Origin of the sequence: Cryobacterium ruanii (assembly GCF_004404055.1) — a bacterium.
Taxonomy (GTDB): domain Bacteria; phylum Actinomycetota; class Actinomycetes; order Actinomycetales; family Microbacteriaceae; genus Cryobacterium; species Cryobacterium ruanii.
Window position 1 is genome coordinate 1 of record NZ_SOHK01000023.1, and the last position, 18,524, is coordinate 18,524.

At 65.7% G+C, this 18,524-nt stretch carries 17 protein-coding genes; 2 read left to right on the top strand and 15 right to left on the bottom strand.

The features are described 5' to 3' along the window. Positions 1–419: 419 nt before the first annotated feature. Together E3T47_RS14205 and tyrS are read right to left on the bottom strand one after the other, a co-directional pair. Positions 420–983: a GNAT family N-acetyltransferase gene (locus E3T47_RS14205; RefSeq protein WP_198416643.1), complete on the bottom strand. Its 564-nt coding sequence runs from the start codon at positions 981–983 to the stop codon at positions 420–422. Positions 984–1,128: 145 nt separating this feature from the next. Then, the gene (gene tyrS, locus E3T47_RS14210; RefSeq protein ID WP_134556710.1) at positions 1,129–2,430 is read right to left on the bottom strand and encodes a tyrosine--tRNA ligase; all 1,302 of its coding nucleotides are present in this window, start codon (positions 2,428–2,430) and stop codon (positions 1,129–1,131) included. A gap of 145 nt (positions 2,431–2,575) precedes the next feature. Between tyrS and E3T47_RS14215 the strand changes: the two genes are divergently transcribed. Continuing rightward, a complete protein-coding gene (locus E3T47_RS14215) occupies positions 2,576–3,223 on the top strand; it encodes a DNA-binding protein (RefSeq protein WP_134556711.1) in 648 nt (215 codons plus the stop codon). Further along, positions 3,220–3,819: a hypothetical protein gene (locus E3T47_RS14220; RefSeq protein ID WP_134556712.1), complete on the top strand. Its 600-nt coding sequence runs from the start codon at positions 3,220–3,222 to the stop codon at positions 3,817–3,819. Before E3T47_RS14215 ends, E3T47_RS14220 begins: the two co-directional genes overlap by 4 nt. Here E3T47_RS14220 and E3T47_RS16000 read toward each other — a convergent pair. The 13 genes from E3T47_RS16000 to E3T47_RS14280 form a co-directional block, all read right to left on the bottom strand. Beyond that, positions 3,816–3,962 (bottom strand): hypothetical protein, encoded by a 147-nt coding sequence (locus tag E3T47_RS16000; protein WP_206751340.1) that lies wholly within the window; start codon positions 3,960–3,962, stop codon positions 3,816–3,818. The genes E3T47_RS14220 and E3T47_RS16000 overlap by 4 nt on opposite strands. A gap of 17 nt (positions 3,963–3,979) precedes the next feature. Continuing rightward, entirely contained in the window at positions 3,980–5,416 is a 1,437-nt protein-coding gene (gene argH / locus E3T47_RS14225) for an argininosuccinate lyase (protein WP_134556713.1), read from the bottom strand. Between the two features lie 9 nt (positions 5,417–5,425). Next, complete coding sequence (locus E3T47_RS14230; RefSeq protein WP_134556714.1) at positions 5,426–6,625, bottom strand: argininosuccinate synthase; 1,200 nt, start codon at positions 6,623–6,625, stop codon at positions 5,426–5,428. A 56-nt stretch (positions 6,626–6,681) separates the two neighbouring features. Next, positions 6,682–7,611, bottom strand: a complete 930-nt coding sequence (gene argF / locus E3T47_RS14235) for an ornithine carbamoyltransferase (protein ID WP_134556715.1) — start codon at positions 7,609–7,611, stop codon at positions 6,682–6,684. Positions 7,612–7,716: 105 nt separating this feature from the next. Beyond that, positions 7,717–8,898, bottom strand: coding sequence for an acetylornithine transaminase (locus E3T47_RS14240; RefSeq protein WP_134556716.1), 1,182 nt, complete (start codon positions 8,896–8,898; stop codon positions 7,717–7,719). After that, entirely contained in the window at positions 8,895–9,809 is a 915-nt protein-coding gene (gene argB, locus E3T47_RS14245) for an acetylglutamate kinase (RefSeq protein WP_134556717.1), read from the bottom strand. Before argB ends, E3T47_RS14240 begins: the two co-directional genes overlap by 4 nt. A gap of 2 nt (positions 9,810–9,811) precedes the next feature. Next, the gene (gene argJ, locus E3T47_RS14250; RefSeq protein WP_134556718.1) at positions 9,812–10,993 is read right to left on the bottom strand and encodes a bifunctional glutamate N-acetyltransferase/amino-acid acetyltransferase ArgJ; all 1,182 of its coding nucleotides are present in this window, start codon (positions 10,991–10,993) and stop codon (positions 9,812–9,814) included. Beyond that, positions 10,990–12,036, bottom strand: coding sequence for an N-acetyl-gamma-glutamyl-phosphate reductase (gene argC, locus E3T47_RS14255; RefSeq protein ID WP_134556719.1), 1,047 nt, complete (start codon positions 12,034–12,036; stop codon positions 10,990–10,992). The genes argJ and argC overlap by 4 nt, the downstream gene beginning before the upstream one ends. Positions 12,037–12,247: 211 nt before the next feature. Continuing rightward, complete coding sequence (pheT, locus tag E3T47_RS14260; RefSeq protein WP_134556720.1) at positions 12,248–14,851, bottom strand: phenylalanine--tRNA ligase subunit beta; 2,604 nt, start codon at positions 14,849–14,851, stop codon at positions 12,248–12,250. Continuing rightward, a complete protein-coding gene (pheS, locus tag E3T47_RS14265; protein WP_422386503.1) occupies positions 14,851–15,888 on the bottom strand; it encodes a phenylalanine--tRNA ligase subunit alpha in 1,038 nt (345 codons plus the stop codon). The genes pheT and pheS overlap by 1 nt, the downstream gene beginning before the upstream one ends. Positions 15,889–15,920: 32 nt before the next feature. Then, complete coding sequence (locus E3T47_RS14270; RefSeq protein ID WP_134556722.1) at positions 15,921–16,841, bottom strand: amino acid ABC transporter permease; 921 nt, start codon at positions 16,839–16,841, stop codon at positions 15,921–15,923. Then, on the bottom strand, positions 16,838–17,485 hold the full coding sequence (locus E3T47_RS14275; RefSeq protein ID WP_134556723.1) for an amino acid ABC transporter permease: 648 nt from the start codon (positions 17,483–17,485) through the stop codon (positions 16,838–16,840). Before E3T47_RS14275 ends, E3T47_RS14270 begins: the two co-directional genes overlap by 4 nt. Before the next feature lie 135 nt (positions 17,486–17,620). Beyond that, the gene (locus tag E3T47_RS14280) at positions 17,621–18,493 is read right to left on the bottom strand and encodes a glutamate ABC transporter substrate-binding protein (RefSeq protein ID WP_134556724.1); all 873 of its coding nucleotides are present in this window, start codon (positions 18,491–18,493) and stop codon (positions 17,621–17,623) included. Positions 18,494–18,524 lie beyond the last annotated feature (31 nt).

Here is an 18,524-nt window from a genome sequence, read left to right on the forward strand (position 1 = left end):
ACTTGTTCAATATTATTTCCAAAGGAATCTCTTAGCTGCACCCCGCTAGAAACGGGCCACAACCACGAGGTTTTTGGCATTTGACATTGTGCACGCTGTTGAGTTCTCAAGGATCGGACACACCCAGCCGCCGGCCACAAAGACCATTGCACTGGAGTACTTCTCTTATTTCTTGTCGTTCAGCCGAAAGGCAATCACTCGCACTTTCGATGAACTTCATCAAGCCAGTGTCACGCGGAAATTCCGGGCGATATTGACTTGGGATTGGTCCCGCTTGAGGCCGGAAGCACTTGGCTTTTTCCGAACCTGTGGGGTGACTTAGATGACATTACGGTGAATCCTGATACCCCGCAACTCACCACTGCATCCCGGGCGTGTCGGGGGCGGACATCCGCTAAACCCTGCTCGGAATACCACGGTCAGGGTTCGGGGGCGAACGCCACGAATAGTTCGCTCACGGAGTTGTAGTACTGGTCGGTGCGGCCCTGATGTGTCATGCCGACGCGCAGGCATACCCGCTGTGACGGTCGGTTGTTCGGGGTCGTGACGGCCACGACCCGATCGAGACCGGTCTTCCAGCCTTCGGCCAGCACAGCGGATGCCGCTTCGGTCGCGTAGCCCTGGTGCCACGCGTTCGGGTGAAAGTGCCAGCCGATCTCGGTGTCCCCCGACGGCTCCATCGGGGTGACAGCGCTCGACGCGGGGATGGACTTCAGCAGCAGGTTGCCGAAGATCTCACCGGTGTCGGCGTCCGTCACCGCCCGGATGGCATGAATGGGATGCTCCATTCCCTGCCAGCGCTTGATCACGGCGATTGCCTCGGCGCGTTCGGTCATCACCCGCGGGTGCAGTCCGATGTGTTGTTGCACAGACCACAGGGAGTACAGCCCGAAGACGAAGTCGGTGTCATCGAGGGTCCAGGGGCGCAGCAGCAGGCGTTGGGTTCGGAGAGTTTCCACGTCGACATCTTGCCACCCGAGCATCCGCGCCTCCTGCAACCGGGCCGTTCTTCAGTGAAGCCGGCCGGTCCACAAACCCGTGGCGGCGGCAGGATTATTCGCGGAGTTGCGAGTTATGTCTGAGCGGGGAGCTGATGACCCTGTCGCCGCCGTTGCACCACCGCAAGAGCTATTCGACGAAGATGCCCGCGAGCGTCTTCTTGCCGCGACGCAGCACTGCTACTCCCCCGGGCAACACAGATCCTTCGATGGTCAGGTCGACACTCGTGACCTTTTCGTTGTTCAGGTAGACCCCACCCTGCTGCACGGCACGTCGGGCATCACCGAGGCTCTTCGACAGCTCGGTGTCGACGAGTAGCTGCAGCACGGTCGCGTGCGGCGCCGTTGTCGTGTTCGGCAGTTCGCGCAGCGCAGCCTCGAGGGTGTCGGGGTCAAGTTCGGCGAGGTCGCCTTGGCCGAACAGGGCCTCGGCGGCGTGGATGGCAGCATCCGTCGCAGCTTGCCCGTGCACGAGGCTGGTCACCTCGAGGGCGAGCCGGCGCTGCGCCTCGCGGCGGAACGGTTCGTTTTCGACGAGTTCGGCGAACCCCTCAATCTCCAAGCGCGACAGAAACGTGAAGACCTTGAGCCGAAAGACCACGTCGGCATCGTCGGTGTTGAGCCAGAACTGGTAGAAGGCATAGGGGCTCGTGAGGTTCGGGTCGAGCCACACCGCGTTCCCCTCGCTCTTACCGAACTTGGTGCCGTCGCTGTTGGTGATGAGCGGGGTGCCGATGGCATGCACGGTGCCGCTTTCAGCGCGACGAATGAGGTCGGTTCCGCTCGTGAGGTTGCCCCATTGGTCGCTTCCGCCGGTTTGCAGCACACAGCCGTAGCTCCGGAACAGCTCGAGGTAGTCGAGGCCCTGCAGAATCTGGTAGCTGAATTCGGTATAGCTGATGCCGGCGTCGGAATTGAGACGAGCGCTGACGGCATCCTTTTTGAGCATGGTACCCACGCGGTAGTACTTGCCGATTTCGCGCAAAAAGTCGATGGCGCTCAAGGGCGCGGTCCAGTCCAAGTTGTTCACGAGCGTGACGGCGTTGTCGCCCTCGGAGCTCAGGAACCGCGAGACCTGCGCCTGCAGGTAACCGACCCATTCGGCGACGGTGTCGGTGGGAGTCAGCGTGCGCTCGGCGGTGGGTCGCGGGTCGCCGATGAGTCCGGTGGAGCCGCCGACCAGGCCGAGCGGATGATGCCCCGCCAGTTGCAGGCGCCGCATCAGCAGCAGCTGTACCAGGTTGCCGAGGTGCAGGCTCGACGCGGTCGGGTCGAATCCGCAGTAGTACGTGATCGGGTCACCATCGAGCAGCGCTTTGAGCTCGGTCGCGTCGGTGGAGACGTGCACGAGGCCGCGCCAGTTGATCTCCTCCCAGACGGAATCGAAGGAGGGATCATTGGTCTGCTGGGCGAGGATGGCGGGGTCTGACACGCGTTCAGATTACCAGCCGGGGGCGTCTTGCCGAATTGCCGGCAACATCCGCTCGCAGGCCGCAGGGATTCAGGCTAGAGACTGAAGCTGGGTTGATTTAGCCTGTAGGCTCAATTACACTGAATGCAGGACGGAGCCTCACACCATGTTTGTCATCACCGCTGACCAGATCGACAGCCGCAATGATCACGATCGTGCGCGCGAGATGATCGCTCACTTGGTGGCGCAGAACCAACACGCGTTCAGCTTGCCGCCCGACCAGACCGCGGGTGACGAGATTCAGCTGCTGGTGTCGGCTGCCGGCCCGGCGCTCGACGCGATCCTCGCCCTGCACCGTTCCGGCCACTGGAGCATCGGGCTCGGCGTGGGAACCGTGCGCACCCCCCTGCCGGCTTCGACCCGACAGGCCACCGGTGACGCGTTCATCGCGGCACGCGATGCCGTGCTGCGGGCGAAGAAGACCGAGGCCCATTTCGCGCTCGAGCCGGGTCGAACGGATGCTGCCGCCCCCGGCATCGAAGCGCTCCTCACCATGCTTCTGCTGTTGCGTCAACGGCGCACCCCCCAGGGGTGGCAGGCCGGCGACCTGTTCGAGCGCGGACTGCCCCAGACGGATATCGCTGCACAGCTCGGCATCACCACCGGAGCAGTGAGCCAGCGGCTCAAGGCAGCACAGTACCGCGTCGAGCAGGCGGCGCGACCGGCGTTGGCTAGGCTGCTGGAGCAGCTTGATGTTTGCCCGAACGTTGCCACGAACGAAACGGCCAAAATCGAAACGGAAAGCAGGCCATGACCTTCACCATTCTCACGTTCCTATACTGGGTCGCGCTGCTCCTGGTCACGCTCGCCTCGCTCACCTTCGCGGCAATCGCGTTCAAATTGCACCGCCAGCTGTACGCGATCGCCGCCACGGCGGGCCTTGCCGTTGCCCTCGTGCTCGCCGCCGTTCCGGTCGGACCCGGTCCGAGCGCCTTCGGCATCGTGCTCGGAATGCTCGCCCTCGCCCTCGCCGTGATCGGCGGTGGCCCGGCAGCGGTACTCGCCCTCGATCTCGCGACCAACAACTCGGTGCCGCCGGGCCAGCACGGCGGAATTATGGTGCTCAACGCCGGCAAACCGGCCCCCACCATGGCCGGAGTGAGCAACGCTGACACCCACGAGGTGCTGCGCGGCGGGGTGACCATCGGTATCCTGGAGCGTCTCGCCGTGGCCGGCGCGATTCTGGCCGGTTTTCCCGAGGCGATCGCCGTGGTCGTGGCCATCAAGGGCGTTGGCCGGTTCACGGAGCTTGCCGCGGCCGAGTCCCGCGAACGGTTTATCATCGGCACCCTGTCAAGTCTCACCTGGGCCTGCGCCTGCGCTGCGCTCGTGCCGATGGCCCTGGTCTAGGTGATCTTTTCGGCACGTGCGCGCTTGGCCGCGTGCCGTCGATATGGCGAAACGGATGCCTCTCCCGGCACCCGGAACCTTCCCCGGGTGAGCACCGCGCCGAGCAGCAGCGGGGCGACCTCGAGTGCGGGTCGATCGAGCACGCCCGGCGCGAGCGACACTACCGGCTGAGCGCGGCCGTCAGGTCGCGCACGCGGGCCACGAGGTGGGCGCGCTGCTCGGCGACCCGCACCGGGGCGGTTCCGCCGGCGCCGTCGCGGCTGTCGACCGATCCGCGAATGGTGAGCACCTCGCGCACCTCGGCAACGAGGTGCGGGGACAGGGCCAAGAGATCGTCGTCGCTGACCTCGTGCAGATCGAGATTGTGCGTTTCGGCGAACTTCACCAGGGACCCGGTGATTTCGTGCGCATCACGGAACGAGACGTGGCGTTTGACCAGCCACTCCGCGACATCCGTGGCGAGGGAGAATCCCTGCGGCGCGAGTTCAGCCATCCGCTCGGTGTGAAAAGTGAGGGTGGCGACCATGCCGGTGAAGGCGGGCAGCAGCACTTCCAGAGTGTTGATCGAGTCGAGGACCGGCTCTTTGTCTTCCTGCAGGTCCCGGTTGTAGGCCAAAGGCAGACCCTTGAGGGTGGTCAGCAGCCCGGTGAGATTGCCGATCATGCGACCGGACTTGCCGCGCGCAAGCTCGGCGATGTCGGGGTTCTTCTTCTGCGGCATGATCGAGGAGCCCGTGGAGTAGGCGTCGTCGAGGGTGACGAAACCGAATTCGCGGGTGTTCCAGAGAATGATCTCCTCGGCCAGCCGGGACATGTCGATGCCGATTTGGGCGGTGATGTAGGCGAATTCAGCGACCAGGTCGCGGCTTGCCGTGCCGTCGATGGAGTTCTCGACCACGGCAGCGAAGCCGAGGTCTGCGGCGACGAGGCGCGCGTCGAGACCGAGGGTGTTGCCGGCGAGGGCGCCGGAACCGTAGGGGGACGCATCCGCTCTGCGGTTCCAGTCCGCGAAACGGTCGATGTCGCGCACGAGGGGCCAGCAGTGCGCCAGCAGGTGGTGGGCCAGCAGCACCGGCTGGGCGTGCTGCAGGTGGGTGCGGCCGGGCATGATGGCGTCGTCGTGCGCTTCCGCCTGCGCGGCGAGGGCGTCAATCAGTTCGATAACGAGCGACGCGAGGATGGCGGCGTGGTCGCGCAGCCACATGCGCACGAGCGTGGCGACCTGATCGTTACGGCTGCGGCCGGCGCGGAGTTTGCCACCCACTTCGACGCCGATGATGTCGATCAAACCCCGTTCGAGGGCAGAGTGCACGTCTTCATCGGCTTCGGCCGGCAGAAAATCGCCGGCCACGACGGCGCGCTCGAGTTCTTCGAGCGCGCCGACCATCTGGGTCAATTCGGTGTCGGTGAGATACCCGGCGGCGGCGAGGGCCCTGGCATGCGCGCGGCTGCCCTGCAGGTCGTATTCCGCCAGCATCCAATCGAACTGGGTCGACTTGCTCAGCCGCGCCAGTTCCGGCGAGGGTCCCCCGGCGAAACGGCCGCCCCAGAGGGCGCCCGCCTTTCCGGCGCGGTTCGCGTTCTGCTCACTCGACACGCTGCCGCCCTACTTGCTGGTGGCGTCGCGGCGAGCCGCGATCTTGCTCGGCAGCGACCACAGTTCGATGAATCCCTTGGCCATGGACTGGTCGAAGGAGTCACCGGTGTCGTAGGTGGCGAGGTTGAAGTCGTACAGGCTGGTCGTGCTGGAGCGGCCGGTGACGACGGCGGAGCCGGCGTGCATTTTCAAGCGGATGTCGCCGGTCACGTGCTTCTGCGTGTCCTCGATGAACACGTCGAGGCTCTTCTTCAGACCCGAGAACCAGAGGCCGTCGTAGACGAGCTCGGCCCACTTGCTCTCGACGCCGCGCTTGTAGCGGGCGACGTCACGTTCGACGGTCATGTTCTCGAGCTCTTCGTGCGCGGCAATCAGAGCGATACCGGCTGGAGCCTCGTAGATCTCGCGACTCTTGATGCCGACGAGACGGTCCTCGACGATGTCGATGCGACCGACCCCCTGGTCGCCGGCGAGACGGTTCATGAGCTGGATCATCTGCAGCGGGGTGACCTTCTTGCCGTCAATGGCGACGGGCACTCCCTGTTCGAACGAGATGACGACCTCGGTGGGGGCGCGCGTGACCGACGGATCCTGGGTGTAGGTGTAGAGGTCTTCGATCGGCGCGTTCCACGGGTCTTCGAGGAATCCGGTTTCAACGGCGCGACCCCAGACGTTCTGATCAACCGAGTATGGGCTCTTCTTGGACTGCACGATGGGCAGGTCGTGCTTGGCGGCATACTCGATGGCTTTGTCGCGGGTCAGCGCGAAGTCGCGCACCGGGGCGAGCGAGGTCAGGTCTGGCGCGAGGGCCGCGACGGCCGCCTCGAACCGCACCTGGTCGTTGCCCTTGCCGGTGCAGCCGTGGGCGACGCTGTCGGCACCGAGTTCCTTGGCAGTCGAGGCGAGGTACTTGGCGATGAGCGGACGACTGATGGCCGAGACGAGCGGGTAGCGCTTCTGGTACAGGGCGTTCGCCTTGAGCGTCGGCACGATGTAGTCGTTCGCGAACTCGTCCTTGGCGTCGATGACGATGGATTCGACGGCGCCGCAGTCGAGGGCGCGCTGACGGATCACGTCCATGTCTTCGCCCTCCTGTCCGACGTCGACGGCGAGGGCTACGACCTCTTTGCCGGTGGCATCCTTGAGCCAGCCGATGCCGACCGAGGTATCCAGTCCACCCGAGTATGCGAGTACAACGCGTTCCGCCATGCTTCTCCCTAAATCTTGATCTGTCTAAAGTTTACGTGCTGCGGCGCTGGGCCCGGTCAGGCCGCGTTTTGCGCGAGCAGCCAGACCAGCAGGGCCTTCTGGGCATGCAGGCGGTTCTCCGCCTCGTCCCAGATGATGCTCTGCGGGCCGTCGATGACGTCGGCGGTCACCTCGTAGCCGCGGTCGGCAGGCAGGCAGTGCATGAAGTGCGCGCCCGGCTTGGCCTGTGCCATCAGCTCAGCGTCGACCCGGTACTGGCCGAGATCGCCGAGCCGCGTGGCCTTCTCTTCTTCCTTGCCCATTGACACCCACGTGTCGGTGATGACCACGTCGACGCCGGTGACGGCCTCACGCGGGTCGGTGAACAGCGCGACCGAACCGCCGGTGCGCACGGCGATGGCCGTCGCATCCGCTACCACCTGGTCGGTCGGGGTGTACCCGACCGGAGACGCGATGCGCACGTGCATCCCGGCGGTCGCACCGGCGAGCAGGTAGGACTGCCCCATGTTGCAGGCTCCGTCGCCGAGAAAGGCGAGGGTCTGGCCGGCGAGGGCGCCTCGGTGTTCGCGAATGGTGAGCAGGTCAGCGAGCAGCTGGCACGGGTGAAAATCATCGCTGAGCGCGTTGACGACGGGCACGGTCGTGCCGAGTGCCATTTCTTCGAGTCCGGCCTGGCCGTAGGTGCGCCAGACGATCGCGGCCACCTGGCGTTCGAGCACACGGGCGGTGTCGGAGGCGGTCTCTTTGCCGCCCAACTGGCTGTTTGCGGTGCTGATGATGAGCGGGCTACCGCCGAGATCGGCGATTCCGACCGCGAACGACACCCGGGTGCGGGTTGACGACTTGTCGAAAATGACCGCCACGGTCTGCGGGCCGGCGAGCGGGCGAACCGCGAATCGGTCTCGCTTCAGCTCCAGGGCCAGATCGAGAATCTCGGCCTGTTCGGCCGGGGAGATATCGTCGTCGCGCAGGAAATGGCGGGTCACGGTGTCACTTTCGGTTGTCGTTTGAGCACTAGGTGAGCGGATGCCGCTCTCCCCGTTGATAGCCCCCGCGCCGGCAAAACCCGCGCAAAGTGGGATTCGCCCAGCCTAGAGGCTGGCCAGGGCGCGCCCGAACCGCTCCGCGAAGTCGACGAGTTCGGCGTCGCCGATGATCAACGGCGGGGCGATGCGAATACTGGTCTCGTTAGCGGCGTTCACGATGAGGCCGTTGGCGAAAGCGGCAGCGGCCAGTTTTAGCGCAACCGGTTCGGTCAGGCCGACGCCGAGCAGCAGGCCACGTCCGCGTACCTCGTCGATCAGTGGTGAGTTAAAGGCGAGAATGATCTCGCGCAGCTGCTGGCCACGACGGGCGGCGTTGGCGGCGAGGTCGTCACGTTCGATCACGCCGAGCACGGCGTTGGCGGTCGCGGTGACGAGCGGGTTACCGGCGAAGGTCGAGCCGTGCTGGCCGCGGCTAAACAGCAGGGAGGCCCAACCGAAGGTGACGAGTGCACCGATGGGGACACCGCCGCCCATCCCTTTGGCGATGGTGACGGCATCCGGAAGGATGTCGTCGTGGTTGTAGGCGAACCAGGCGCCTGTGCGGGCGATGCCGGTCTGGATTTCGTCGAGGATGAGCAGCACGCCGTGCTCGGTGCACAACTCGCGGGCGCGCTTCAAAAAACCCTCGGGCAGGTCGATGACGCCCGCCTCGCCCTTGACCGGCTCCAGGAACAGGGCGGCGACGGTGTTGTCGATGGTCGCTTCGAGCGCTTTGATCGTGGTGTCGATGTGTTCGACACCGCCGGGCACCGGTTCGAAAGCCTCACGCATGTGCGGTTTGCCGGAGAGGGCGAGCGCGCCCATCGTACGACCGTGAAAAGAGTCGTGCAGTGAGATGATGCGGGTGCGGTGGCCCGTGTTGTTGAGCCTGGCCAGTTTGAACGCGGCCTCGTTGGCCTCGGCGCCGGAGTTGCAGAAGTACACGCGGCCAGCCGAGCCCGCACCGGTGATGCGCTTGAGGCGCTCGGCCAGTTCAATCTGCGGCGGCGTGGCGAAATAGTTGGAGACGTGGCTGATCGTGCCGATCTGCTTCGTCACGGCCGACACGACCTCGGGGTGGGCGTGGCCGAGCGAATTCACGGCGATACCGGCGAGAAAATCGAGGTATTGCGTGCCCTGGTCATCCCAGACGTAGCAGCCCTCCCCGCGCACGAGCATGGCCAGCGGCGGACTGAAGGTGCGCATCATCGAGTCGGCGAACCGGTTCTGCCAGGAAACTTCAGTCATGCGGGTACTACCTCCGTGCCAATGCCGCTTCCAGTGAAAATTTCGAGCAGGATCGAGTGCGGCACTCGCCCATCGATGATCGCAGCCTTGGCCACGCCGCCGTCGACGGCGTCGAGACAGGCCGTCATCTTGGGGATCATGCCCGATTCCAGCTCGGGCAGCAGGTCGCGCAACTCGACCACGTCGATGATCGAAACGAGCGAATCCCGATTCGGCCAGTCGCGGTACAGCCCGGCCACGTCGGTGAGAATCACGAGCTTCGCCGCGCCGAGCGCGATCGCGAGGGCGGCAGCAGCAGCGTCGGCGTTGACGTTGAGGGACTGGCCCGGAACATCCGTATCGGGAGCGATCGAGGAGACCACGGGAATGCGGCCGGCCGCGAGTTGCGCGAGCACCGCTTCGGGGTCGACGCCGATGACGTCGCCGACCAGTCCGAGGTCGACCTCTTCGCCGTCGATGATCACCCCGCGGCGCCGCCCGCGGAACAGGCCGGCGTCTTCACCGGAGAGTCCGGCGGCGAGCGGGCCATGCTGGTTGATGTGACTGACCAGGTCGCGATTGATCTGGCCGGTGAGCACCATGCGCACCACGTCCATCGCCTCGGGCGTAGTCACCCGGTAGCCGCCACGAAATTCGCTCTCGATACCCAGGCGCGCCAGCATGGATGAGATCTGCGGACCGCCGCCGTGCACGACGACCGGGCGGATGCCCGCGTACCGCAGGTAGACCATGTCTTCGGCGAAGGCACGCTGCAGGTCTTCGCTCACCATGGCGTTGCCGCCAAACTTCACGACGATGATCTGGTCGTGAAAACGCTTGAGCCATGGCAGCGCTTCAATCAGCGTTGCCGCTTTAACGGATGCCTCGGCCTGGCTGGTTTCGTCGGCGCTGGTACTCAGTTTCTCGGTCATGATCAGCTCGAGTACGCGCTGTTCTCTTCGACGTAGTCGTGGGTGAGGTCGTTGGTCCACAGGGTGGCCGTTTCGCTACCGGCGTGCAGGTCGATGAGCACAGTCACGCCGCGGCCCGAGAGGTCGACAAGGTCGCGCGGCTGGTCCGGCTCGCCCGCGGTGCACACCTGCACGCCGTTGATGGCAACATCGATGCCGTAGGGGTCGAAGGCGGCGTCCTTGACCGGCACGGTTCCGGCGGCGGCGAGCACGCGGCCCCAATTCGGGTCGTTGCCGAAGATGGCCGACTTGAACAAATTGCTGCGCGAGACCGCGCGGGCCACGGTGACGGCTTCGTCTTCGGAGACCGCGTTGGTGACCGTGATCGCCACGTCGTGCGCGGCGCCCTCGGCGTCGCCCTGCAGCTGCAGCGTGAGGTCGCGACAGATTTCGACGAGCGCCGCCGTGAATTCGGTCAGGTCGGCGGCAACGCCGCTCGCGCCGGAGCACAGCAGGCTCACGGTGTCGTTGGTCGACATGCAGCCGTCGGAGTCGAGGCGGTCGAAGGTGACCCGGGTGGCCGCGTGCAGGGCCGTGTCCAGTTCGGCCGACTCGAGCACGGCGTCGGTCGTGATGACGACGAGCATGGTGGCGAGCCCGGGCGCGAGCATGCCGGCGCCCTTGGCCATGGCGCCGATGCTCCAGCCGGCGGGCGACTCGTGCGACGCCTGCTTCGGACGAGTGTCGGTGGTCATGATGGCCTGCGCGGCCAGAAGGCCGGCGGCGGGCGTGGTGGCGGCATCCGCTTTGATGGCGAGGGTGGCTTCAAAGACGCCCGCGGTAACGAGGTCGAGGTCGAGCTGTTCGCCGATCAGGCCGGTCGAACAAACCAGAACGTCGCCCGCGGAGATGTTGAGGCGGGTCGCGACGGCTTCGGCAGTGGCGTGGGTAATCTGAAAGCCGATGCTGCCGGTGTAGCAGTTGGCGCCGCCGGAGTTCAACACGATCGCGCTGACACGGCCGTCGCTCATGACCTGGGTGCTCCAGATGACCGGGTTGGCCTGGCAGCGGTTGCTCGTGAACACGGTGGCGGCGTTCTGCAGCGGGCCAAGGTTCTGCACGAGGGCGAGGTCGAGCCCGCCGGACTTCTTCAGGCCGGCGGTGACGCCGGCAGCGGCAAAACCGGCGGGAAGGGTGACACTCACGGAGCAACTCCATTCATGGTCAGACCGAGCGTTTCGGTCAGGCCGAGGGCGATATTGGCGGATTGGATGGCGGCTCCGGCGGTGCCCTTGACAAGATTGTCAATGGCCGTGACCGTGACGACACGACCGGCTGCTTCATCGACGGCCAGTCCGATCAGCGCGGTGTTGGCGCCCAGCACGTCATTCGTACGCGGGAAGTGTCCCTCGGGCAGCAGGTGCACGAACGGTTCGTCTGCGTAGGCGTTCTCCCAGGCGGCACGCACGGCGGCGGCGCTCGTGCCCGGGACCAGCCGCGCGGTCGCCGTGGCGAGGATGCCGCGGGCCATCGGCACGATCACCGGGGTGAACGAAATCGTGGCATCGATGGTGCTACCGGCCCAGCGCAGCGACTGCACGATCTCGGGGATGTGCCGGTGGGTGCCGCCGACCGCATACGGGTTGGCCGAGCCGAGAATCTCGGCCGCGAGGTTTGGCAGTTTGAGGCTTTTACCGGCGCCGCTCGGTCCGACGGCGAGCACGGCGACGAGGTCCTGCGCTTCGATCACGCCGGCGTGGATGCCGGGGGCGAGGGCGAGGGCGACCGTGCTGGCGTTGCAGCCGGGAGCGGCGATGCGCCGGGCGCCGACAATTCTTTCGCGCTGTTTGCCCTGCGCGGTGGGCAGCTCAGGAACGCCATAGGTCCAGGCGCCGAAGTGGTCGCCGCCGTAGAACGCGGCCCAGTCGTAGGCACTTTCAAGGCGGTGGTCGGCGCCGCAGTCCACGACGAGGGTCTCGGCGGGCAGGTGCGCGGTGAGCTCGCCGGATTTTCCGTGTGGCAGGGCCACAAAAACCACGTCGTGACCGGTGAGATTCTCCGGCGTCGTATCGACGAGGGTCAGGTGCGCGAGGGAACGCAGCGATGGTTGCACATCGACCAGGCGCTGCCCAGCGTTGCTGTGCGCGGTGACCGTGCGCACCTCGAATTGCGGGTGACCGGCGAGCAGCCGCAGCAGTTCGCCGCCCGCATACCCGCTCGCGCCCGCCACTGCCACCGAAAAAACCATGTGTTAAACCTAGCGCGGCCCCGGCGGCCCCGTTTCCGCGTGCCGCGCGCGGCGTCACGCGCGGGATTGGCCTCCCCCGGCCGTCGCGGTACCCCTGGCACCGGGTGCCCGCTTCCCTGAAGAGTGCCGCGAGACAGCGGATGCCGCGGGCCGACCCCGAGAGGGCGACTTGCGGCATCCGCTGCGCGCTCGCTACGCGGGCACCGAAGGGCTACTCGCGCAGGGTTGCACCGAAGCGCTCGGCGGCGACCGCGACGCCGGCCAGGCGGGCAGCGCTCGCCTCGGCGGCGGTCAGCGTGCGTTCCTCTCGGCGAAAACGCAGCGCGAAGGTAAGCGACTTCTGGCCGGGTTCGACGCCGGCACCGCGGTAATCGTCGACCAGTTCGATGCTCTCGAGCAGGTCGGCGGCGCCCTCGGCGACGGCCGTGCGCACGGCGGCAGCCGGCACGGAGGCCGCGACGACGAGGGAGAGATCCTGTGTGGCCGCCGGCATCGTGCGGATCGGCGTGACCGTGAGGTCCCCGTCAGCCTGCGCGAAGACCAACCCGAGGTTGATCTCGGCGACGGCGACGACGGTGGGCAGGTCATAGTCGTCGGCGACTGCGGGAAGCAGCTCGCCGGCGAATCCAACCGACACCGTCGAGGCGGCGGCGGTCGCGGCGGCAACCGTGACGAACAGCTCGGCGGTGCGCCCCGGGTGCATCGCCGGGTGCCGGCCCTGGCGCACCTCGATGCGCACGCCGGTGGCCAATGCCAGCTGCTGCACGGCGGCCAACGCCGACTGCCAGCCAGCGGCAACCGCGGGCAAGGCCGGCTGGTGCCGCACATCGTTGCCGACGAGAACGACGCCGACCAGCAGCGGCTGCGGCACAATTCCGGTATTCAGTGCCGCCTCAGCCTCGGTGCTCGGACGCTCGGCCCCGGCCGGCAGCACTACCGTGCCGTAGGTCACCCCGACCTCGGGGCGGAAGACCAGTCCCTGCTCGTAGATGGCGACGTCGACCAGTCCGCGTGAACGGTTGCGGTGCGCGATCTGCAACAGGCCCGGCAGCATCGAGGTGCGCAGGAACGGCGCCTCGCCGTCGAGCGGGTTGGCGACCTTCATCTGCGGTACCGGAACCGGGGCAGCGGATGCCGCGTCGGCCATGGGCGCGCCGGCATCCGTTTGAGTCGACATCACGGCCACACCAAACAGGTTGTTTGCCCGCTCCGAAACGAACGGGTAGGTGAGCACCTCGGTGTGCCCGGTAGCGGCCAGGGTCTGCGCGACGGTACGGCGCAGCGTCTGCGTGCGGGTCAGGCCGCGGCCGGGCGGGGCGACGGGCAACACGGAGGGGATGCGGTCGTAGCCGACGATGCGTGCGACCTCCTCGGCGAGGGTCCACTTGTCGGTGAGGTCGGGGCGCCAACTCGGCGGGGTCACCTGCAGGTCGCCATCGGCTTCGACCAACGAAGCACCGACGTCGACCAGGGCATCACGCACCTCGTCGTCGGTGTAGGCGAGGCCGATAAGGCCAGACACGAACCCGGTCGGCAGGAGAATCGGCTGCGGGGCCGGAGCCTCGTCGTAGACCGATCCGAGGTCGTCGGCGACTCCTCCGGCAAGGTCGACGAGCAGCTGCACCACGCGGGCGGCGGCAACGGCAGCAACGCGGGGGTCGACGCCGCGTTCGAACCGCTTGCTCGCCTCGCTCGGCAGCTTGTGGCGGCGGGCAGAGCGTGCGATCGACACCGGGTCGAAGTTGGCCGCCTCGACGAGCACGTTGACGGTCTGCGTGGTGATCTCGGTGCTCGCCCCACCCATCACGCCGGCCAGGCCGATCGGCCCGGATTCGTCGGTGATCAAGAGATCCTCGACGTTGAGCGTGCGAGAGACCGCGTCGAGCGTCGTGAATTTCTCCCCAATGGTCGCGCGCCGCACGATGATTCCGCCGGCCAACTTGTCGAGGTCGTAGCCGTGCAACGGCTGGCCGAGCTCGAACATCACATAGTTGGTGACGTCGACGATGAGGGAGATCGAGCGGATGCCGACCAGCCCGAGCCGAGCGATCATCCACGCCGGGGTCGGGCGGGTCGGGTCGACCCCGCGCACGACGCGGGTGACGAACACGGTCGCGCCGGTTTGCTCGCGAATCGGAGCCTGATCGTCGATCGTCACGGGGAAAAGGGTGACCGGCGCCACGACCGTCAGGGCGAGCGCGGGGTCGCGAAACGGCACTCCGGTGGCGTGCGAGTATTCGCGGGCGACGCCGCGAATGGAGAACGCGTAGCCGCGGTCGGGGGTGACGTTGATCTCGACGGCGCTGTCATCGAGACCGAGCAGGGCGATCGCATCCGTTCCGACCGGGGCATCGATGCCGAGGTTCTTCAGCAGCAGAATTCCGTCGTGCTCGTCTCCGAGTCCGAGTTCGCGGGCCGAAGCGATCATGCCGTCGGACGTGTGGCCGTAGGTCTTTCGGGCGGCGATGGGAAACGGTCCTGGCAGCGAGGCGCCGGGCAGGGTCACGACGACCTTATCGCCCACGGCGAAGTTGTGAGCTCCGCAGATGATGCCATGCACGGCCGGGCCGTCGTCAGCGGCGAGTTCACCATCGGGTGCAACTTGCACCTGGCACCAGTTGATGGTCTTGCCGTTGGTCTGCTCTTCGCCGACGAATTCGAGTACCTCGCCGACCACGATCGGGCCGGACACCTCGAATCGGTGGATGTCTTCCTCTTCGAGGCCGACGCTCACGAGTGCGGCGTGCACGTCTTCCGGCGTGGTGCCGGGCGCGAGGTCGACGAATTCGCCGAGCCAGCTCAGTGGTACCCGCATTAGACCGTCATCCCATACTGCTGGCTGAATCTGATATCGCCCTCGACCATGTCGTGCATGTCCTTTACGTCATTTCTAAACATCACCGCTCGCTCCACACCAACTCCGAACGCGAACCCGGAATACACCTCGGGGTCGATCCCGGCCGAACGCAGCACATTGGCGTGCACCATTCCGCAACCGCCCCACTCGATCCAACGTGCGCCGTCCTTGAAGGTCGGGTGCCAGACGTCGAGCTCGGCGCTCGGTTCGGTGAACGGAAAGTAGTTGGGGCGCAGACGCACCTTGGCTTCGGGGCCAAACAGGGCCTGCACGAAGTGGTCGAGCGTGCCGCGCAGGTGAGCCATGGTGAGGCCCTTGTCGATGGCGATGCCCTCGATCTGGTGGAACACCGGGGTGTGCGTCGCGTCGAGTTCATCGGTGCGAAAGACGCGTCCGGGTGCGACGACGTACACCGGCAGTTCCCGGCTGAGCAACGCCCGCAGCTGCACGGGCGAGGTCTGCGTGCGCAAAACGAGGTGGGCATCCGTCGGTTCGACGAAAAAGGTGTCCTGCATGGCGCGGGCGGGGTGGTCCTCGTCGAAGTTGAGTCCGTCGAAGTTGAACCATTCGCTCTCGAGCTCTGGTCCCTCCGCCACTTCCCAGCCCATCGCGACGAACACGTCCGCGGCACGTTCGCTGAGCAGCGAGATCGGGTGCCGCGCCCCGGCTTTCCACGCGGATGCCGCAGCGGTCACGTCGACCGTCTCGGCGAGCAGCCGGGCGGCCGCTTCGGCCGTGCCGATCTCGTCTTCACGAGCGGTCAACGCCTTCGTGACGGCGCCGCGCGCCTGGCCGACGAGCTTGCCTGCCGCAGCCTTCTGGTTGCCGGGCACGCTGCGCATCAGGGCATTGAGCTTTGACAGCGGTGACGACTCCCCCGCGTGCTCGCTGCGCACTCGCCTGAGGGCGGCGGTCGTGTCGGCGGCGGCAATGGCGGCCAGTCCGGCGTCAACCGCGATGTTGACGGCGGCTTCGGTAATGGCGGGTGGGTCGATGGGACCAGCGGAATCAGACACAGTCCCTGAGTTTAGCCGCCTTGCGACGCGTGGCTTCTGCTCTGGGCATCCACCGCATATGGGTCGCCCGAGTGGGGGTCGACCGGAGGGGCGGAGTCCGTGGTGACGCTGCCAGCCTGCGGCCCGGTGCGCTTGGCGATTCTGCGTGCCAGCCAGGACAGAGACAAGTTCATGGCCAGATAGATGGCGAGCACAATGAAGAAGAACGAGAATTTATATTGATCGCCGAAGAAGTTGGCGAGCTGGTTCAGTCCGGCCCGGAGGAGTTCGTTGTAGCCCACAATGAAAGCCAAGGACGTGTCCTTAAGCAGCACCACCAGCTGGGCGATGATGATCGGCAGCATCTGACGAAATGCCTGCGGAAACTCGATGCGGAACCGGGTGGCCACCGGGGTAAGGCCGATAGCGAGTCCGGCCTCGCGCTGACCACGCGGCAGGGCGTTGATTCCCGCGCGGAGGGCCTCGCCAATGATGGCACCGTTGTACACGGACAGAGCCGCTACACCCGCCCAGAACGACCCGGTGGCGAACACCAACAGGATGAAGAGCATCATGAGCAGTACGGGCATACCGCGGAAGAATTCAAGCAGCACTGTGGTGGGCACCCGAATCCATGCGGATGCCGACAAACGCCCGAAGGAAAACAGTACTCCGATCAGGAGCGCGAAAACGGCGGCGACCGCCGCCATGCGCAGGGTCGCAAGGGCGCCGAACCCGAGGGTACGCCAGACCAGCAGGTCGTTGAAAACGTCCCAGCGGCTGATATCCCAGAGCCCCGGCTGCACTGCGCCGTTGGCGCTGGTCTTGGGCAGGCCGAGCACCACGATCAGAGCGAGCAAGCCAACGATCAAGATAATCGTGCCGATAACGGAGATGAGACGCGATCGCGCGCGGGACTTCGGTCCGGGGGAATCGTACAGGACAGAACTCATCGGAGCACCGCCACCTTCTTCTCGATCCTGCCGGCGATGAGGCCGAGAGGAATGGTGACGACCAGGTAGAACGCCGCGACCGCGAGCAGAATGGGGATCACCGCATCACCCCGGTCGTTGGTAACCCTACGTGCGGCGCCGAAAAGTTCGAATACGAAGAACGCACCGGCGACCGAAGTGTTCTTGGTGAGGGCGATGATCACATTGATCAGGGGTGGCACCACCATGCGGATGGCTTGGGGCATCACCACGAAGGTGAGTGTCTGTCCGAAGGTGAGGCCCACGCTGCGTGCCGCTTCGGCTTGCCCCACGTGCACGCCGTTCACGCCAGACCGAAGGGCCTCGGCTACAAACGGAGAGGTGTAGACCGTGAGCCCGATGGCGGCCAGCTGGAAGTATCCCGGGCTGTACTCGAGAAGGGGCAGAAGGTAGGCGCAAAAGAATAATACGAGCGTAAGCGGGGTGTTGCGAACAAGTTCCGTATAGGCGGTTGCGAAGACGCGGAATGACGAGATCGGTGAGATGCGCATGGCTGCGACGATCAGCCCGAGTACGGATGCGCCCACTCCGGCGATGATGAGCAGGCCCAGAGTGTTCCGGAAACCTTCCAGGAACAGCGGCAGGTTGTCGATCACTGCGTCCACAACTCACCTCCTCGTCTTTTGTATGTCTGTCTGTCGGGCAATGCGTGGAACATGCTGGTTGTTCACTGTAGAGACCCGCCCACTGGGCGGGTCTCTACAGCTCAAAGCTGGCTAACGAATCCGAAGAAAGTAGGCCTAGTAGCGGTCGACGACCGGAGGGGTGGGGGTGTCGAGCACAGCACCCGCGGTGGACTCCCAAGCCGAGACCCAGCTACCGTCCGCATAAGCCGCTTCGAGCACGTCGTTGATGAACGAGCGAAATTCGGTATCGTCATGCGCGAGGCCGATGCCGTAGGGCTCTTCGGTGAATGCGTTATTGACGACCTCGAACTGACCGGAGTTCTGGTCGGCCAGACCGGCCAGGATTACGTTGTCGGTGGTGACAGCGACGACCTCGCCGCTGCGCAGCGGACCGAGGCAGTTGGAGTAGGTATCCGAGGCGATGATATCGGTCGTGAATTCGGCGATGTTCTTCTCCGAGGTGGAACCGCTCACGGTACACACCTTCTTGCCGGCAAGGTCCTCGGGACCGGTGATCTTGTCCGGGTTTCCCGCAAGTACGAGCAGGTCCTGCCCGGCAGAGTAGTACGGTCCGGCGAAGGACACGACCTCCTTGCGGGTGTCATTGATCGTATAGGTTGCGATCACGAGGTCGACCTGACCGTTCTCAATGAACGGCTCGCGGTTGGCAGAAACCGTCTCGCTCCATTTGATGCCCGATGCCGGGATGCCGAGCTTGGCTGCGATGAGCTTCCCCATCTCAACGTCGAAGCCGACTGGATCGCCGCTGGGGCCGAGCAGGCCGAACAGCGGCTGATCGAACTTGGTTCCAATGTTGATGGAACCAGCGTCGGCCAGGCGGGCCATGGTGCTTCCCTCAGGGAACGACACCGCCGTCTCCACTGGGGCGGCGGCATCGGTTGGGGCACCCGAGTCCGCGCAGCCGCTAAGCACGAGCGCACTTGCGATCGCAATGGCCGAAATCACTAGACCTTTTTTGAGTCTCATGGTTTTTCTCCTGATTGCTGGTACTGCTGCT

Coding starts and splice junctions, on each gene's coding strand:
- E3T47_RS14240 (WP_134556716.1), bottom strand. CDS start 8,898: ATGACTGAAGTTTCCTGGCAGAACCGGTTCGCCGACTCGATGATGCGC.
- E3T47_RS14280 (WP_134556724.1), bottom strand. CDS start 18,493: ATGAGACTCAAAAAAGGTCTAGTGATTTCGGCCATTGCGATCGCAAGT.
- argB (WP_134556717.1), bottom strand. CDS start 9,809: ATGACCGAGAAACTGAGTACCAGCGCCGACGAAACCAGCCAGGCCGAG.
- E3T47_RS14270 (WP_134556722.1), bottom strand. CDS start 16,841: ATGAGTTCTGTCCTGTACGATTCCCCCGGACCGAAGTCCCGCGCGCGA.
- E3T47_RS14205 (WP_198416643.1), bottom strand. CDS start 983: ATGCTCGGGTGGCAAGATGTCGACGTGGAAACTCTCCGAACCCAACGC.
- E3T47_RS14220 (WP_134556712.1), top strand. CDS start 3,220: ATGACCTTCACCATTCTCACGTTCCTATACTGGGTCGCGCTGCTCCTG.
- E3T47_RS14230 (WP_134556714.1), bottom strand. CDS start 6,625: ATGGCGGAACGCGTTGTACTCGCATACTCGGGTGGACTGGATACCTCG.
- argC (WP_134556719.1), bottom strand. CDS start 12,036: ATGGTTTTTTCGGTGGCAGTGGCGGGCGCGAGCGGGTATGCGGGCGGC.
- pheT (WP_134556720.1), bottom strand. CDS start 14,851: ATGCGGGTACCACTGAGCTGGCTCGGCGAATTCGTCGACCTCGCGCCC.
- E3T47_RS14215 (WP_134556711.1), top strand. CDS start 2,576: ATGTTTGTCATCACCGCTGACCAGATCGACAGCCGCAATGATCACGAT.